Annotated in this window: 11 protein-coding genes and 1 pseudogene; 11 read left to right on the top strand and 1 reads right to left on the bottom strand. The window is 33.0% G+C overall.

The window, feature by feature from the left end:
- From WN975_RS09620 to ygiD, 9 genes and pseudogenes are all read left to right on the top strand, one after another.
- On the top strand, nucleotides 1-3,051 hold the full coding sequence (locus WN975_RS09620; RefSeq protein ID WP_337966346.1) for an efflux RND transporter permease subunit: 3,051 nt from the start codon (nucleotides 1-3) through the stop codon (nucleotides 3,049-3,051).
- 55 nt (nucleotides 3,052-3,106) lie between these two features.
- Entirely contained in the window at nucleotides 3,107-4,087 is a 981-nt protein-coding gene (locus WN975_RS09615) for a hypothetical protein (protein WP_337966345.1), read from the top strand.
- A gap of 437 nt (nucleotides 4,088-4,524) precedes the next feature.
- Nucleotides 4,525-4,752: a hypothetical protein gene (locus WN975_RS09610; RefSeq protein WP_337966344.1), complete on the top strand. Its 228-nt coding sequence runs from the start codon at nucleotides 4,525-4,527 to the stop codon at nucleotides 4,750-4,752.
- A 205-nt stretch (nucleotides 4,753-4,957) separates the two neighbouring features.
- The gene (locus tag WN975_RS09605) at nucleotides 4,958-5,764 is read left to right on the top strand and encodes a helix-turn-helix transcriptional regulator (RefSeq protein ID WP_337966343.1); all 807 of its coding nucleotides are present in this window, start codon (nucleotides 4,958-4,960) and stop codon (nucleotides 5,762-5,764) included.
- Nucleotides 5,765-5,829: 65 nt separating this feature from the next.
- A complete protein-coding gene (locus tag WN975_RS09600; protein ID WP_337966342.1) occupies nucleotides 5,830-7,500 on the top strand; it encodes a serine hydrolase in 1,671 nt (556 codons plus the stop codon).
- Nucleotides 7,501-7,528: 28 nt separating this feature from the next.
- Nucleotides 7,529-8,968, top strand: a complete 1,440-nt coding sequence (locus tag WN975_RS09595; RefSeq protein ID WP_337966341.1) for a hypothetical protein — start codon at nucleotides 7,529-7,531, stop codon at nucleotides 8,966-8,968.
- 76 nt (nucleotides 8,969-9,044) lie between these two features.
- Complete coding sequence (locus WN975_RS09590; RefSeq protein ID WP_337966340.1) at nucleotides 9,045-9,341, top strand: hypothetical protein; 297 nt, start codon at nucleotides 9,045-9,047, stop codon at nucleotides 9,339-9,341.
- A 61-nt stretch (nucleotides 9,342-9,402) separates the two neighbouring features.
- Complete coding sequence (locus WN975_RS09585) at nucleotides 9,403-9,870, top strand: alpha/beta fold hydrolase (protein WP_337966339.1); 468 nt, start codon at nucleotides 9,403-9,405, stop codon at nucleotides 9,868-9,870.
- 77 nt (nucleotides 9,871-9,947) lie between these two features.
- A pseudogene (gene ygiD / locus WN975_RS09580) lies at nucleotides 9,948-10,601 on the top strand (4,5-DOPA dioxygenase extradiol); the annotation flags it as partial.
- 359 nt (nucleotides 10,602-10,960) lie between these two features.
- On the opposite strand, the gene WN975_RS09575 reads toward ygiD, so the two are convergent.
- On the bottom strand, nucleotides 10,961-12,058 hold the full coding sequence (locus tag WN975_RS09575; protein WP_337966338.1) for a hypothetical protein: 1,098 nt from the start codon (nucleotides 12,056-12,058) through the stop codon (nucleotides 10,961-10,963).
- Nucleotides 12,059-12,194: 136 nt separating this feature from the next.
- Between WN975_RS09575 and WN975_RS09570 the strand changes: the two genes are divergently transcribed.
- Together WN975_RS09570 and WN975_RS09565 are read left to right on the top strand one after the other, a co-directional pair.
- Nucleotides 12,195-14,597, top strand: a complete 2,403-nt coding sequence (locus WN975_RS09570; protein WP_337966337.1) for a TonB-dependent receptor — start codon at nucleotides 12,195-12,197, stop codon at nucleotides 14,595-14,597.
- Between the two features lie 461 nt (nucleotides 14,598-15,058).
- On the top strand, nucleotides 15,059-16,705 hold the full coding sequence (locus tag WN975_RS09565) for a hypothetical protein (protein WP_337966336.1): 1,647 nt from the start codon (nucleotides 15,059-15,061) through the stop codon (nucleotides 16,703-16,705).
- Nucleotides 16,706-17,105: the final 400 nt, after the last annotated feature.

Below are 17,105 nucleotides of genomic sequence, written 5' to 3'. Positions count from 1 at the left end.
ATGAAGATAGTCGATTTTTCTGTTAAGAATTACCAGTTTACCATCGTTATATTTTTGCTGGCAATTGCTTTGGGGTTGAACTCTTTTTTCTCGATGCCACGTGGTGAAGATCCTATTATTCATTCTCCTAATTATTCGGTAGTAGCCGTTTATCCGGGTGCCAGTGCCGAAGATTTAGAAAAACTGGTTGTAAAACCAATAGAAGATAAATTAAACGAACTTAATGATATCGACAAAATTAGGACAGATATTACAGACGGTGTGGCGGCTACAAAAGTAGAATTTGACTATGGTGTAAATGTCGACGAAAAATACAATGAGGTAATTCGCGAAGTAAATAATCTTAGAAATGTTTTGCCACAGGATTTGAAAAGTCTGGAGGTAGAAAAGTTCGATCCATCAGATGTAAATACCTATCAAATTGCTTTGATTAGCAATAGCGCCAGTTATAAGGATTTATATAATGAGGCAGACAAACTGAAGACCAAAATAGAGAAAGTTTCCTCAGTCAAAAAAATTGAAATTCACGCTTGTCCTGCCCAAATCATAAAAGTAGATCTTGATTTGCAAAAAACATCCCGAAATAACATAGCAGTAGATGATATTATTGGCGCGGTCAAAAGCGAAGCATTAAACATTCCGGGAGGAAGTATCGATGCCTCAGATAAAAAATTCAATATCAAAACCAGCGGCGATTATAAAAGTATTGATGAAATTAAAAATACTATAATCAAAGCTTCAGGAGAAAAAATAGTTTTTTTGAAAGATGTTGCTAATGTTACAATGGGGTATGAAGACGAAAAATATATTGGGCGCTATAACGGACAGCGTTGCATATTTGTTGCAGTAAGTGAAAAAGAAAATACCAATATTATCGCAGATCATGCGCTGATTTTGCCCATAATTGAGAGTTATAAAAAGCAACTTCCAGCAAATATAAAGCTCGAAACTGGTTTTGTTCAGGCCGATGATGTAAAAGCAAGACTGAATCATTTTTTCAGGGATTTTGGTATTGCAATTGTATTGGTACTTTTTACCTTAACACCGCTCGGGCTGCGCGCTGCATCTATTGTTATGATTTCTATTCCGCTTTCAATAGCGATAGGACTTTTTATGCTTGACGCTTTGGGTTATACAATCAATCAATTGACGATTGTAGGACTTGTAGTTGCGTTGGGACTTTTGGTTGATGACAGTATTGTAGTAATTGAAAACATAGAGCGTTATTTACGTGAAGGCTATTCTCCTTATAAAGCTGCGATTGAAGCTACACATCAAATAGGATACGCTATTTTGGGCTGTACAGTTATATTAATTATATCTTTTTTACCGATCGTATTTTTACCGGGAACATCCGGTGATTTTATCAGAAGTTTACCAATGGCAGTTATTACAACAGTTCTGGCATCGCTTTTCGTTTCGTTGACGATTGTTCCGTTTCTTGCTAGCCTCATATTAAAGAAACACGAGCATGAGTACGGAAATATAGTCTTGCGAAAACTACAATCCGGTATTAATAAGGTATATAAGCCAGTGTTGAATTTAGCTTTGGCAAAACCTTATGTTACACTTGCAGTTGCGGGATTATTGTTTGTAATAAGTATTATGCTGGTTCCTGTAGTTGGGTTTAGTTTATTTCCAAAATCAGAGAAACCCATGTTTATGATTAACATTGAAACACCGCTGGGAACCAATCTTTATAAAACAGATACCATTGCGTCGTATGTTGAAAAAATGGTTTTAAAAGATGAAAATGTAAAAGCCGTTTATACGAATGTTGGAAAAGGAAATCCGAAAATTTATTACAATGTAAGCCAACATAAAGATGCTGCCAATTTTGCCCAGCTTTTTATAAGAGTAGAGGAGATGGATATTGACCAATTGCAGACTCTTGTCGCTAAGTTTCGTAAATCGTTTCATAATTATCCTGGTGCCAAAATCGAAGTTAAAGAATTTGAACAAGGTCCGTCTGTAGAAGCGCCTATCGCTATCAGAATTTTTGGTGATGATCTGAACACCATTAGAATTTTGGCAGGAAAAGTTGAAAAAGAAATTAAAAATACCGATGGTACTTTATATACCAACAATCTTTTAGATACTTATAAAACAGATATGCGAATGGTTGTTAATACCGATAAAGCGGCACTTTTTGGTGTACAATCAAACCAAATCGATCAAACGGTACGCATGGGAATTAGCGGCGTTGATATTGCTGATTATAAAGATGAAAAAGGAGATAATTACAAAATGATTGTTTCGGTTGCCAGAGAGCAGCATCCTACAGCTGCGATTTTGTCTCAGCTTTATGTACATTCTAAAAATGGAACAGAAATCCCAATCCAGCAAGTAAGTTCACTTCAATACGAAATATCGGTTCCTATGATAAAACATTATGATAAAAACCGATATGGACTAGTAACCGGAGATGTGAAAAAAGGATATAATACACAGCAAGTCACTCAAAAAGTATTAGAAAAAATCAAAAAAATAAATTTTCCACCAGGATATTCCTATTACGTTGCAGGAGAAATTGAGAGTAGCAAGGAAAGTTTTGGCGGACTTGGAACCATTCTTCTGATAACCTTTTTTCTATTTATTGCTGTTTTATTATTAGAGTTTGGAGATTTTAAAAGCTGCCTGATTGTCTTGTCTGTAATTCCACTTGGAATGGTTGGAGCGGTTTTTATTCTGCACATCACAGGAAATACGCTTTCGTTTATGGCTTGTATAGGGATTATTGCTTTGGCCGGAATTGAGGTCAAAAATTCTATTCTGCTGGTTGATTACACCAATAAACTTCGGGAAGAAGGTATGGAAATACATGAAGCCATTGCTCAAGCCGGAGAAACACGTTTTTTGCCCATTATCCTGACATCATTAACTGCTATTTTAGGATTACTTCCTTTAGTACTGGAGCGTTCACCGTTTTATTCTCCGCTGGCCTGGGTTATTATCGGAGGACTTACCAGTTCTACTATTCTAACCAGACTTGTTACGCCTGTTGTATACCAATTGATTGCGCCAAATATCGAACCAAAACCTAAACAGTAATTTTCTTTAATCATTTTGATATGAAACAAAATTACTTAAACTTAAATTTTCAACTATGAGATTAGCCATTTTATTACTTATAATTCCTGTATTTTCTGTAACAGCACAGATTGAATCCGATTCTGTTAGAAGAAAAACGGTAAAAGCTATTACAACGCGTTTTCCATCTACGAGGTTTTTGGATTTTCAATATGAGCAATTTTCTCCTGGTGATTATGATGCTGATTTATATGAAAAACTATATGAGAAAGGAACACTTAAAAGTCAAAAAAGATTTAAAGCAGCATTGAATGCACCAATTATCAGAAAAGAAAAATGGACTTTAAGCGGATCTCTACGCTATAAATTTGAATCTTTGGAATTTGAAAATTATGAGAATTTTGCAACTACTGGTACACCCATATATCATACCGATAATGAAAACTTTAATTTCTATTCTACAGGACTAAATTTTACGTACTATTCTAAATTATTTGGAAGAACCTTTGTTTATAATGCCAGCGTTATTGCTGAAGGATCAAATGGAGGTTTTGAAAGAATTAACGGGGTTTTGATAGGAAGTTTTCTACTCAAAAAAACAGAACAAACTACGCTAACTTTAGGAATGCTTCTGCAGACAAACAACACGTCTATTTTTCCTGTATTACCAACTTTTACTTTCGAACATAAATTCTCTAATTCATTATGGTCGCTTGATGTTGTGCTGCCAAAATATGTATATATTAGAAGGCCATTATTAGAAAAAGGACGTCTTTCATTAGGTTCAACGTTTGATAATGAATCTTTTTTTGTTTATCCTCATCAATCCGGACTAAAGGAAGTATATCAGTTTAACAGAAATGAAATTAAATCAGGGTTTGTATATGAATATATGCTGAACAAAAATTTTATTACAACATTTAAGGCCGGAGTGAATAATACTTTACAGGGAAACTTGCGAGAAAGAGGAGCAACCAATGAAATCATGACTGTTAAACAAGATATGAATGGTTATTTTAATATTGGTATTTCCTATAATCCTTTTCAAAATAAATAATTTTCTATGAATGCTGAATGGGTTCTAAATTAAGCCTAAATGGAAAAACCTTCATACAGTTGCTGACTTTCTTCCAACACAAACCTCAGATTGGATCATTTAATGTATTGAGGTTTGTTTGATGTAAGTTAATTTATAAATCTGACTCATAAAATTTTATATCAATATCTATTTAAAAATATAATAATTGAAATTAAATGTTTTTATTAGCTGTTTGATTGTCCTTCTTTTTCGTCACTTAAAAATTTGAGCTGGTTCATTTTTATGACCCAGCTCAAGTTATTGGAATAGTATTTTTTGTAATTTATAGAAAAGATTTTTTACTCAATATATATACAAGTTTTGATGAAACATATGCCAAATTATATGTTATAGGATTTTATTTATTGCAAGGAGTTATAATTTTCTATTTGAGTTTCGGGCAAATTGCTGCTGTAATGTGGAATTTTCTAAATATAAAAGAGTCTGAAAGAAATAAAACAGAGATAATTAATTGTAAAGTAACGGGATTTTATACAAGAAAAAATCCGGATATCTCTTTTGAATTCAAAAACAAAACTGAGGTATTCAGTGTTAGCTCTGAAATGAATAGAGAAAATTACAATCGTAATCCAAAAGACTATCAATTGAAAATTGCGATGCAAAAAGGAATTTGGAATTACTAAACAGTTAAACAATGGGAACTAAAAAAAATCCGCTAAACAGCTTCTTTGTATTCAACTAATTTATTACAATTACGGTTTTTAATCGTATTTTCGTTCTTTCAAAAACATTTTTTAGGATGAACGGAGCTAGAAAAACTTGAATTTTGATGGAATATCCCAATTTAATATTAATCTTTATTGTGCTGAAGAAAACCTCAAGAAATAAATGAATCAACTAAATAAAGGAGAATTTTACGGAACAAATTATCAAAAGTCAATTTTCCAAAATACTATTATTACGGATACTGAATATACCCACAGTAAAGTCGATTGGCATTATCATGAAAACCCTTATTTTACGTATTTGCTTCAAGGAAAACTTTTTGAATCTAACAAAAAAGAATCGTATTACTTAGAGCAGGGAAGCTTGTTGTTTCACAATTGGCAGGATGCCCATTACAATATAAAGCCACCTGGTTTTGCAAGAGGATTTCATATTGAGCTCAATGAGAATTGGTTTTTAAATTATGATATTCAAACAACAGATTTTGAAGGAAGTATGCATCTGAAAAATCCATTAACTATAAATTTGATGAATAAAGTATTTATTGAATCCAAAATAAACGATCAGTATTCTAACTTAGGCATTGAATCGTTAATGGTTGAACTTTTCAGTACAATAAAAGAAACTAAAAAAATTAGTACTAAAAAACCGGATTGGGTTCACAAACTTCAGGAGCTCCTTTTTGAAGAACAAATTGATTATTCCCTGGCTAAACTAAGTTCCATTTTAGGAATTCATCCCATTCACTTATCCAGAGAGTTTAATAGATATTTTGGTACAAGCCTTGGAAATGACATTAGGGTAATAAAAGTTAATAAGGCTTTTTGTTTAATCGTTTCTAATAAAATTTCAATGACAGATATCTGTTATCAATGCGGATTCTGCGACCAAAGTCATTTTATTTCAAGTTTCAAAAAAATCTATAATACAACTCCGGCAAAATTATTTCGAAAAATTTTAAAATGTTAATTTTATACAATTTTTTAAGCTTTTAAAATCTCATCTTCGCACCATATTTTTAAATCTATTAAAAAATGAGATTTCATAACCTCCTGTTTTTTTTCTTTATCCTTTATTCCTTTTCTGTCACGGCACAGGATATGGCTGAATATACAGACAACTGGGAAGGAAAAATTGAAAATTCTAAAACATTCAATTTAAAGGTAGAAATTGAAAATTTTGGATTTGAAAATGCTGCTTTAAAAATTTACAACAGCAAAAGCATTATCAATTATCCATTTAATGCCACAAATGTTAATCGCATTACTATACCTTTTGCCGAAAATATATTTTTTGAAGGCGTTCTATCAAAGGATGGCAAAGCAATTAATGGATTTATTAAATCGGGTATGCTGCTTTATCATGTAAGATTAATTAAATCTGTACACAATTTTTTTATAGGAGATTGGAATGTTTTGATGGTAGACGAACTAAAAGCACTGGATTTTTATTTAAGTCTAGAGAATGGTTCAAAAAATAAATATGAGGCTTATCCCATTTTGGGCGACAATCGTTTTACCGGAACATGGTGCGACAATTTTCAAAAAGAAAATGATGTTATATCGTTTTCTGATTTTAAAACCGGTTTACAATTTAAAGGAAAATTAGTGACTAATAAAATTCACTTAGAAATATTTTTAGGAAAATCTTTAATCACGGAGATTGATTTAAAAAAGTCTGTAACAGATTGGAAAATTGGTGGTTTCAAAACAAATAATCCAACTTACATTCCTGAACTTAAAGAATTGGAGAACCTTATTTCAAATAATTTATTACCTAATACACATTCCGTTTTAATTTCGAAAAATGGCAAACTGATTTATGAAAAATATTTTGAAGGTTACACCGCAAATGTACCGCACGATATGCGCTCTGCATCAAAAAGTATTTCATCTGCCATAGTGGGAATTGCTTTAGATAAATCATTATTTAAAAGTGTCGAGCAATCTATTTTTGATTTTTTACCTTCAAAATATCAGGTTCATAAAGATAGTTTAAAAGCAAAAATTAATATTAAAAGCTTATTGACTATGAGTTCTGGATTGGATGCAATTGATTACGGAATTAATGCTAATCCTAAATCTCCGGCGGTTGAAGACAATTATCAAAAGTCAAAAGACTGGATCGAAACGATATTGAATACTCCAATGATAAACAGTCCAAATACAAAAGCCAATTATGGATCTGCTAATCCGTATTTACTCGGAATTGCAATGGATTCAGTTGTTTCAGAGCCTTTAGAATTATTTATGGATCATTATTTATTTCAAAAATTAGAGATTTCAAACTATGTTATCTTTAGTGATTTAAATAAAAACCCTTATTTTGGAGGTGGAATGTATCTGACTTCTAAAGATATGATCAAATTTGGAGAACTCTATCTCAACGAGGGAAAATGGAACAGAAAACGGGTTCTATCAAAAAAATGGGTAGAAGATTCATTTAAAAATTACCTTGTTTTAGAAAACACTGAAGACAAAAATGGATACGGGTATTTATGGTGGCATAACAGCTATCAGGTAAAAGGAAAAAATACAGCAACTATTGAAGCCAGAGGAGCAGGCGGGCAGTATATTTTTGTTGTTCCAAGTTTAAATGCAGTTGTTGCAATCACATCGGGAAACTACAGAAATGGAAAAACACAACAGCCAGAAATAATTTTTAAAAATCATATACTGCCTTATCTTAAAAATTTAAAAAACTAAACTGAATTAAATTAATAATAAATAAAAAATGACTAAAAACTTTTATTTCTCTGTATTCCTGTTCTCTATGTTTTCTTTCTTTGCGAAAGCACAAGATAAAGTTGTCGAATTTAAATTAGCTGATAAAAATAAGCTTTTGGGTTTTGATTTTGTTAAAAACGGAACAGTCTATATCGTCACGGGCAGAGAAAAATCTCCAAAATCAGAGGTCAAAATTGTTTGTTACGACAGCCTGTTAAATGTAAGATACTCTAAAGATATTCTCTCAAACTATAAAGGCTTGCCGGCGTTTTTTGGAAGAGGCATGAATGACAGACCTATCTATTACGACATAATTGGTACAACAAGCGGTAAGCTGGCAATTGCAAATAAGGACAAGATGGTTTTTGATGATAATGGCAATGTAAAAGATTTTACATTTGAAGATATTGAAAATGTAGATCAAATGTATACTCGCTTCGAATTCTTTAATGATGATTATGCTTTTTTGCTCGGTGAGAAAATAAACAACAAAAAGAAAAAAAAAGAGCATGAAGAATATCAAATACACAGAAGAAGCCTTAATGATTTTTCAACGCAGCTTTATGATTTTACACCTCCCAAATTTAATAAGGAAAAAGAAATTGAAAAATGGGGATTAGGTTCGTTTTTCAATGATCGGTTTTACATGATGAATAAAGACCTAAACAAAGAAAGAACTGTAGATATTTACAATATTTTGGGGTATAATATGAATAGTGAGATCATTTCTACTGTCAGCATTCCTTTAAAATTAGAAAACAAATATTTTTCTCCCTCAAATAATGGCTTTGGAGAGTTTACTATTATTCAGGATGAACATACTTCAAAACATTCTTTATCTGAATCGGCAACAGGAAATGTTTATGTTGATATAAAAAACAAAATATTTTATATATACGGTTTGTATTCTAATACAATTGATGAAGATTTCTACAATTCAAAGTTCTCAGGATTTTATATTTTTAAATACAGTTTTGAAGGAAACTTAATCTGGAAAATTGAAAAAGAAATTTCAGATGAAAAACAATTCAATAAAAATACGGTTGCTTTTTTCATGAATGTTGATTTCTTTTATTTAAATGATAATCAATTTGGTTTTGGAATAAAAAAAACCAAGGATAATTTTGCATTTATGTACGAAATTGATTCTAAAAAAGGACAAATTACAAAAGATGTAAAAGTGACTTATAAAGTAGATAATATCCTTTTAAACGGAATTAGAGGAGGGTCATTTCCGACAGGATATTCAGTGGATGAAATTTTTGGAGATAATAATGTCGACATAAATACAATTTATGCTAATTTTTTGAATCCAAAAGTAGCCGACTTTTTTAAAACACAAATGAAATCAAAACGCAATTATGAAACATCAATAACTAAAAATGGAATTTTTATAATTGAAGAAAATGTTAAAGAAAATTCATTTAGGCTAATGAAATTTAACTAAATAATTAATCTCTAAGGAAAGCCGTTTAAGCGGCTTTCTGTTTTTTTCTCAAGGTAAGTTCAATAAATTACTAGATATGGATCAGCCAATATTGCAGCGAAGAAACTCGAACGCAGCATTTTCCTTAGGAGTTGTATCAATAATTTTATTTATATTTTTAATTTGGGCAGTATTTGGACTCAATGTGCCTGGTTTATTTATTGGTATTATTGGATTGCTGATTGGACTGACTTCAATAATCGGAATCGTATATTCATTCAAAAGCCTTGCTGAACCTATTGGAATTAGAAGTATTTTTGGATTTATTATCAATGTGATAATGGCGTTCCTATTTGTTATTGCTCTTGCTGGCTGTCTTTTAAGCAACAACTAATACTAACTGCCGGTATAAAAAAGTACTTGGACATCGTAATCCCGTCGTTTACTGCAGTTTTATGCAATTATTTTATCCTTATGATCCCCCCTTGAGCCATTTTTCCATTTTCTGGGACAGCTTTATATCTTTCAACGGGTACATTACCTACAGATATGTCAGTTGTGCTAATGATATAAAGGATTTAGCACTGTATTTAAAGTTAGAAAAAGCCGTAGTGCTAGGATGGTCCTGGGCAGGATTGATTGCGCAGTTCGCAGCCCTGCAATATCCTGATTTAATTTTAAAAGCAATTATTTTAGGCTCAATTCCATTAGGAGAAAGAACTGTTGATATCGCTCCAGCTTTTCTAGAAGCTGCGATAAAACCCGTCAATAATTTTGATGATGAAATTATTCTATTTTATGAACCTAAATCCCCGAAATCAATAGAGGTTGCCATGGTGTCTCCTATGAAAGTATTTAAAAAAGGCTGGATGTTTCGAAAATACCATCCACGAATAAAATTAGCTGCCAGTCAGAAATTTTAGGCAATATATCCTCATTTTTTATTACTGCAGATAAACACTGCCTAAGCGTTTAGCCGCAAAAAAGGTATCAACTCCAGTCGGCTCATTGGTTTACAAAAGGCACCAAAGTAACTGCCATGGAAATGCCAAAAACAATACACGATTTTGGTGGATTTCCACAAGCTTTATTTGATGTGCAATATCCTGCAAAGGGTAGTCCAACGCTCGCTCAAGAAACCAAAACATTATTATCACCTACGTTAGTAGAATTAGATGAAAAATGGGGTTTAGACCATGGTGCATGCAGTGTAATAAAACACCTTTACCCGGAAGCTAATATACCCGTAATTCAGTTGTGTATTGATTACATCAAATCTACACAACAACACTATGAATTGGCACAACAATTAAGCAGCCTGCGTAATAAAGGAATTTTAATAATAGGCAGTGGTAATATTATTCACAATTTAGGCATGATTGATTTTGCAAACGCACATAAGGACGATTATGGCTATGACTGGGCAGTTGAAGCTAGATCAACTATCAATAATTATTTACTCGATGGCAATTACCAACCGCTCATCGATTACCATAAGCAATCAAAAGCATTTCAATTAGCAATTCCCACTCCAGACCATTATTTACCATTAATATACAGTCTTGGGCTTCAAAAAAAAGGAGAAACAATAAACCTGTTTAATGATAAATTATTAGCTGGAAGTTTAAGTATGACAAGCTTAAAAATTTCATAGAAGAGCAGATAAAACTCAACCTTGAAGGTAGTTTCCTTAAGAAGAGGATTAAAAAGAAAGGCGAACAGCTAACACAGATAACTGTTGCACAATTACCATTTTTTAAAACGTCCCGAAGCTTCAGAATCAAAATCATAAAAATAAACCTCTTTTAAAGTGATTTAAAGGAGGTTTATTTTATAAATGTAAAATTTTTGTTAGCTTAAAATCCAGTTTTTAAAGTTGTAAAACATGGTTTTTACAAAAAAGTTCTTTCCTTGTTTTAGGGAAATAACTTGACTTAAAATTGATGGTTTTTTGATACTAAAGCGCAAGTATTTCTTCAAGTTATACGTTAAACTTGCCATTAATTTACTGATTTATTCTGCTTTTGACATGTTTAAAGTCAATGTGGTTAGGAATTCAAGTCCTGTTGTTGTGATTGCTTTAACGGTGATTTCGTATGCTCCTGCAGTTAGTGAAATACTTTTCTTTACGGTAACAGAACCTGTTTTTTCGTTTATTGAAAATATACTTTCAGTATCGGTAAAAGACTGACCGTCTTTTTTAATACCATTGATAGCAAACGATGATTTGTAAGCTTCCGGAGAAAAAGCCGGGGCAGCTGATACATATCCGTTCGATAAAGCAATATGAAGATTATTCAGTACTATGGTCAGATCATATTCAGGATAATAGGCTCCGAAAAAGAATTTAATCTTCGGAATAAATATCACGCGGAATGTTGTTGATGCTACGCGGAAACCGTCTTTAAGGAGAACTGGAGTCACATCGTAAGCTTTTTCAGATTTTTTATCCGGATCTCCGGCATTGGCTGGAAATTTTAAAACATTCGAACTTAGTGATACATCTGTTCCGATAGACGATTGATTTTCAATTGCCCAGCTCATATCAGCCGAAACAGTTTGAGGAGCTTCAAGCTCAAAACTGGCGGCATCACCATAAATCACATAAGCTACCGGAATCGCTACTTTGCTTTCGATACCTTTCATCGACAGATTGGCAGGCGTGATTTTAAAGTCAATAGTTTGTTTGCCTTGGAAGTTCTGACTTACAGAACTTGCCTTTACAATAACTTTGTAGCTGTCAGGTAATTTCGTTCCATTACCCGAAACAGCGCCGTTAGGATAAAGCAGGCTGCTGTTTATATTGATTTTTCCTGATTGCTTGTTTACCGTTAAAGCCTTCAAAAGTTTATCATTAAGATTTTCAGAAGCATTCACTTTTACATTTTCATTCAGGCTGAAATCTAAGCTAATCTGAACATCAGAAGCTTCCAAAACGCTCGAAGGCAGATCAATACTCTGCTGTTTGCCATAAACCATAGAGGCAGCCGGTGTCAATTCGATATCAATTTGTTTTTGAGGAGTTTCCTCATTGTCACTGCTACACGCTGTCAGCGAAAGAGCCAAAAGTCCCATAAGTAGTAGTTTGGCGTAGTTTTTTTCTTTTCTCATATTTAAAATTTTTGCCAAAAGTATATTTTAAAAATCATTATCGCAACATAGTTGCGTTATTTTATTGCAATTTTGTTGCAATAGTGTTTTTAAGCGCTATATTTGCGCCCATTATTTATCCAAATTCAGTGTGATCATGCAAATTACCTCCCAATCTTTATGTCTATTTTTTCTTGCCTTTAATCTTTATGCATATTCGCAGGATAAACCGGTCGACAGTGTTAAAACCAATGTTTTGAATGAAGTCGTCATTAGTAATAACATTAAATCAGAATTATCTAATTCAAGAAAGATTTCTCAAAAAGAACTTTCAAAAAATCAGTCGGCGACCCTTGGAGAGACACTGAGTCACGTTCCCGGAATTCAGAATTCGTATTTCGGACCAAATTCCGGAGCTGTGGTAATCAGAAGTCTCAGCGGTAACCGTGTAAAAGTGCTAAGCAACGGAATGGCAATGAACGACCTTTCGGGTATCAGTCCAAACCTTAATCTGATTACAGATATGGATAATCTTTTGGGAATTGATGTTCACATTAATGACGGAAATGTTCTTTTTGGCGGAAGAGCCATTGGCGGCGCAGTCAACCTGAAAGACAACACCATTCCGAAAGAGAAAGCACCTAAATCCCTTTCTGGTTTTGCACGGGCAGACGGAAGTACGAATCTCGGATACAAACAAGCCTTTGACTTTAACGGAAATATTGGAAAAAAATGGGTCTGGCATGGCGGAGGTATGAACAGATGGAATGATGATATTAAGATACCGGGAAAAACAAAAGCTTCCATTGCCTACGATCCAAAAATTGATAATCTAACTGCTTCGATGGCGCAGGTTCATCTAGAAAAACAAACTACAAGAAATCTGACTTTATATCCTTATATAAGCCAGTTTGTATTGGATAAAATGAACGATCCGCAATGGGCGCTTACAGATGCCGACTTGTATACTTTTCAAGAAAAATCATTTGTTGATGGCGCCTATGTATCAAATCCGAAAAACAGCTTATATATATCGGGACAACCCGTCGGAACACCATTTTCTACAACCATAGTGAAAGGGATTACGGATTATGCTCCAGTTAAAAAAGGAACGATGCCTAATAGCCATGCCAACAGTTATGTTGTAAATTTTGGAACGGGATATGTGGGCGAAAAGTTCAATATTGGCGCCGGGTTTCGCAGAACGTACGGCTATTATGGAATTCCCGGTTTTGCACTGCGTAAACTGCCTGGACATACGCACACACATGACGATGGTTATGCACATGAAGTTGAAGGAGAAAGCATTTACTTACCCATAAACACCAGATCAGAAAGCAATAGTCTGATGATGGAATCGGAGTACAGACCCCAAAGCGCCGGAATTGCTGCCTTGAGATTAAATTACATGTTGCAATATTCTGAAGACAGCGAACTCATTGACGATTATCTTGCCAATAAATTTTCGGCAGAACGCCAGATTGTTAGGTTAGAGTTGGATCAGCAGCCTCTTGAGTTTTTAATAGGACTTTCGGGTATAGACGTTTCTGCTGTCAATATTGATGGAAGCGGTGAACAGCGATACCTTCCTGATAACAATAGCCACGAGTACGGAATATTCACCCTGCAGCAATTTGCCATAAAATTTCTGAAGCTAAATGCAGGCTATCGTCATGATCTGGTTCAAAGACGTGCCACGCTTACAGAAGGCTATAAACCAAGCAGGGGACTGGGTGGCGGAAAACTGTCAGATCGTGATTTCCATCTCAGCCAGTTTACTTCTGGATTGCAAATAGATATTATTAAATATGTCTATGTACGGGGCTCTTACTCTCATTCCGAACGTGCTCCTGATGTTAACGAATTGTATGCGGGCAATAATCATTTTGCTATTATTTTAGAAGAAAACGGAGATGACAAGTTAAACAAAGAAACGGCAAAGACCACAGAGTTTGGAGCAGGATTTAATTATGCCGGACTAAAGTTTTCTGTTACAAACTACCACACCTTATTGGATAATTATTTATATCTGGCTCATACAGGAATTTCACGTTCAGGAGGTTTTTTGGTAAAAGAATGGCGCCAATCGGACACGGAGTTAAATGGCTGGGAAGCTGAAATGGCATACGATAAAAAAATCAGCGAAAACTTTAATATCCAGCTGGGATGGTATTTTGACCTGGTTAAAAATATCAATGTTGCCGAAGATGGTATGAGACACTGGGCAGAAGGAGACTATATGCCCAATATGCCAACCAGCCGATTTGGATTTTCAGGCGGGATCGCTTTGAGTAAATTTGAACTTAGCGCAGCATTCGACCGTTATATGGAACAGCGTTACCTCGGAAAAAATATTAATCAGGAACCGCCAATGCCGGCCTATTCACTTCTTTCTGCAAGACTTGCCTACAATATGATTTTCAAAGAATATAAAATAGAATATTTTGCTGCTGGTACCAATCTGCTCAATGTTGAAGCCAGACCGCAGAATTCTTTTCTAAAGTATTTAGCACCGTTGCCGGGAATTAATATTTCTTTGGGATTGATAGTCAGTATCTAATCATAATCCTTAGCTGGTTTTAAAAAAAATAAAATAAAAATGGAATTAAAGAAAATTCTCTTATAAATATTTTTACTAAAGAAAAAAACAGTCCAACAATCAAGGCAAAAAAAGAATAACAAATGTGTTATGATTTATATTCACTAATATATTTTTAGCAAAAAAAAACTAATCCTTCAAGACTAAAGAGCTACTGAAATTGCTGGTCTTGCTGCTTTTCTTCTCCTGTTTTGCCATGGACGTATAAGCTATTGTATTTAAGACATACTTCAGTTGCACATACGAACTCAAATTCGCTAAAACTTGATTTTGTTGGACTTGTAATTTTACAAAATCTCTGACGACAAAGATTGCAACTCCAACTTGATAGCTTTTATTAAGATATCTTATTTTTTCTTCTATTTAAAGGTTACAATTTTGTCCTGTTAATAATTTTGATAAAAAAAACTCTTTAAATGATAATGAGATTAATTAACCTTATACAATACATATTTCTTAGTTATTCCAAAAAAAAGATTTTAGGCTATTGGCAAAAAGGTATATTAAATATAATAGAATATCATAAATTATTTTGGATTAGCTATATTCAAAAAAAGGTGATGATAATAATAATAATAATAATAATAATAATAATAATAATAATAATAATAATAATAATAATAATAATAATAATAATAATAATTTTTAAAAAAATCAGTATGAAAATGTTTATTTTTAAAATAAGGACTATGATAACTGTTCTTATTCTTTTTGGATTATTTGCTTGTTCTAAAAAAGAATTAAGTGAGGAGAACGCCATTAATGCAGTTACAAATGATAAAGAGATAGGATTTGAAAGTCATTCAAAAAATCTCAATGTTATTTATTTTGTTCCTAATGACAATCCTGAAGTTGCAGATTATAAAAATAGATTAAGTAACCTGTTAATATATTTTCAAAATTACGTAAAAGAAGAAATGGATAGGAATGGTTTCGGAAAAAAAACTTTTGGACTACCTATAGATTATTCTAATGTTAATTCTCCTAAGGTCAAAATTATTACTATTAAAGGTAAGTTAGGTCAGAAAGATTATGATTATGGTAGCGGGCAAATTATCATTAATGAAATAAACTTATACAAAGAGCAACATTCTAAAGAGTTTAGCAGTGAACATCATAATCTGATAATTTTACCTCAACGAACGGATAAAGGACGTCAGCCTTTTTTTGGATGGGGTAGTAGTTGTTTTGCCGTAGATAATTCAGATATTAGAGTAGAGGAAATTAAAACAACCAAGTCAGATTTGATTGGAGGGATGCTGCACGAGTTAGGTCACGGTTTAAATCTTTTTCATAATAAGGCAAAAAAATCAGAAGCAAAATCTTTAGGGACTTCATTAATGGGGGCTGGAAATGGTACATTTGGAAGGAAGTCGACTTTTATAACTGAATTAAGTGCTGCAATTCTTAATCGAAATGAAATTTTTCAGTCTGAATCTGATATGAAATTTTATGGATCAGTAGAATCTGTTGTGGATATACGAGTTGGTTATAATAGTAATAATAAAACTATTCAAATAGATGGAAATTTTAAAGCTGACAAAAAAGTTACCGATGTCATTTATTTACTCGACCCTAATGTAGAAAATGAGGGAAGTGGAGTTAACCATGATTATAATGCGATAGGCTGGAAGAAATCCGTTTCGGGCGATAATAACTTAAAAATGGACATACCTATTGATGAATTAGAATATACAGAGGATATACCTTATGATTTGAAAGTTATATTGGTTTTTGAAAATGGAGCTTTAACTACTGATATTTTTCCTTTTAATTTTATAGGAGGCAAACCGAGTTTTACATCTAACGAAAAGCCAAAATTTTATCAAAATTGTGGCTTCGGAGGCTATGAGGTTGAGTTGGGAGTAGGAAAGTATACTGCGCAAGATTTGAAGGATGCAGGGATAACTAATAATGATGTTTCCGGAATAAAAGTTCCCTTAGGTTTTAAGGTTACACTTTATGATGGAGATAATTTTTCAGGAAATAGTAAAGTAGTGACTTCATACAAAGATTGTATTGTTGATTTTAACGATAGGGCGTCTTCTATAAATATAGAGTTGAAGTAAACTATAGTTTGAATAAAAATCCTTATTATATCTACTGTAATTCCAGAAAAACTTTAAAACTTTTTCTGGAATTCTTTTTTTTCAATTGATAATGTAAGACATATTTGAATTAAAAAACAATAAACGAGAAATCGTATTTCCCCTAAGGGGAATCATCATGAATATTAAAATATTTGTCCAAGTTGGTGTTTTTGGACCTTTGTATTCTGTAAAAGACAATTCGGACTTCCAGTCTTTCGTGTAGTTTTTGCCATTTTTTAGAAGTATTTTAAATTTGTACGTCGGCGATTTTGTCATCGGGAATTACATGGGCATTAAAATGGAAATCGCTACCAATTAAGGCTCACTTCTTGTTGGCAGTTCCAGTTCAACATTTTTCGATGTTGGCTTAGAAATGGCT

Source organism: uncultured Flavobacterium sp. (assembly GCF_951805225.1).
Lineage (GTDB): Bacteria > Bacteroidota > Bacteroidia > Flavobacteriales > Flavobacteriaceae > Flavobacterium.
The sequence above is the reverse complement of the archived record's forward strand: the minus strand, read 5'-3'. Positions and strand labels throughout refer to the sequence as shown.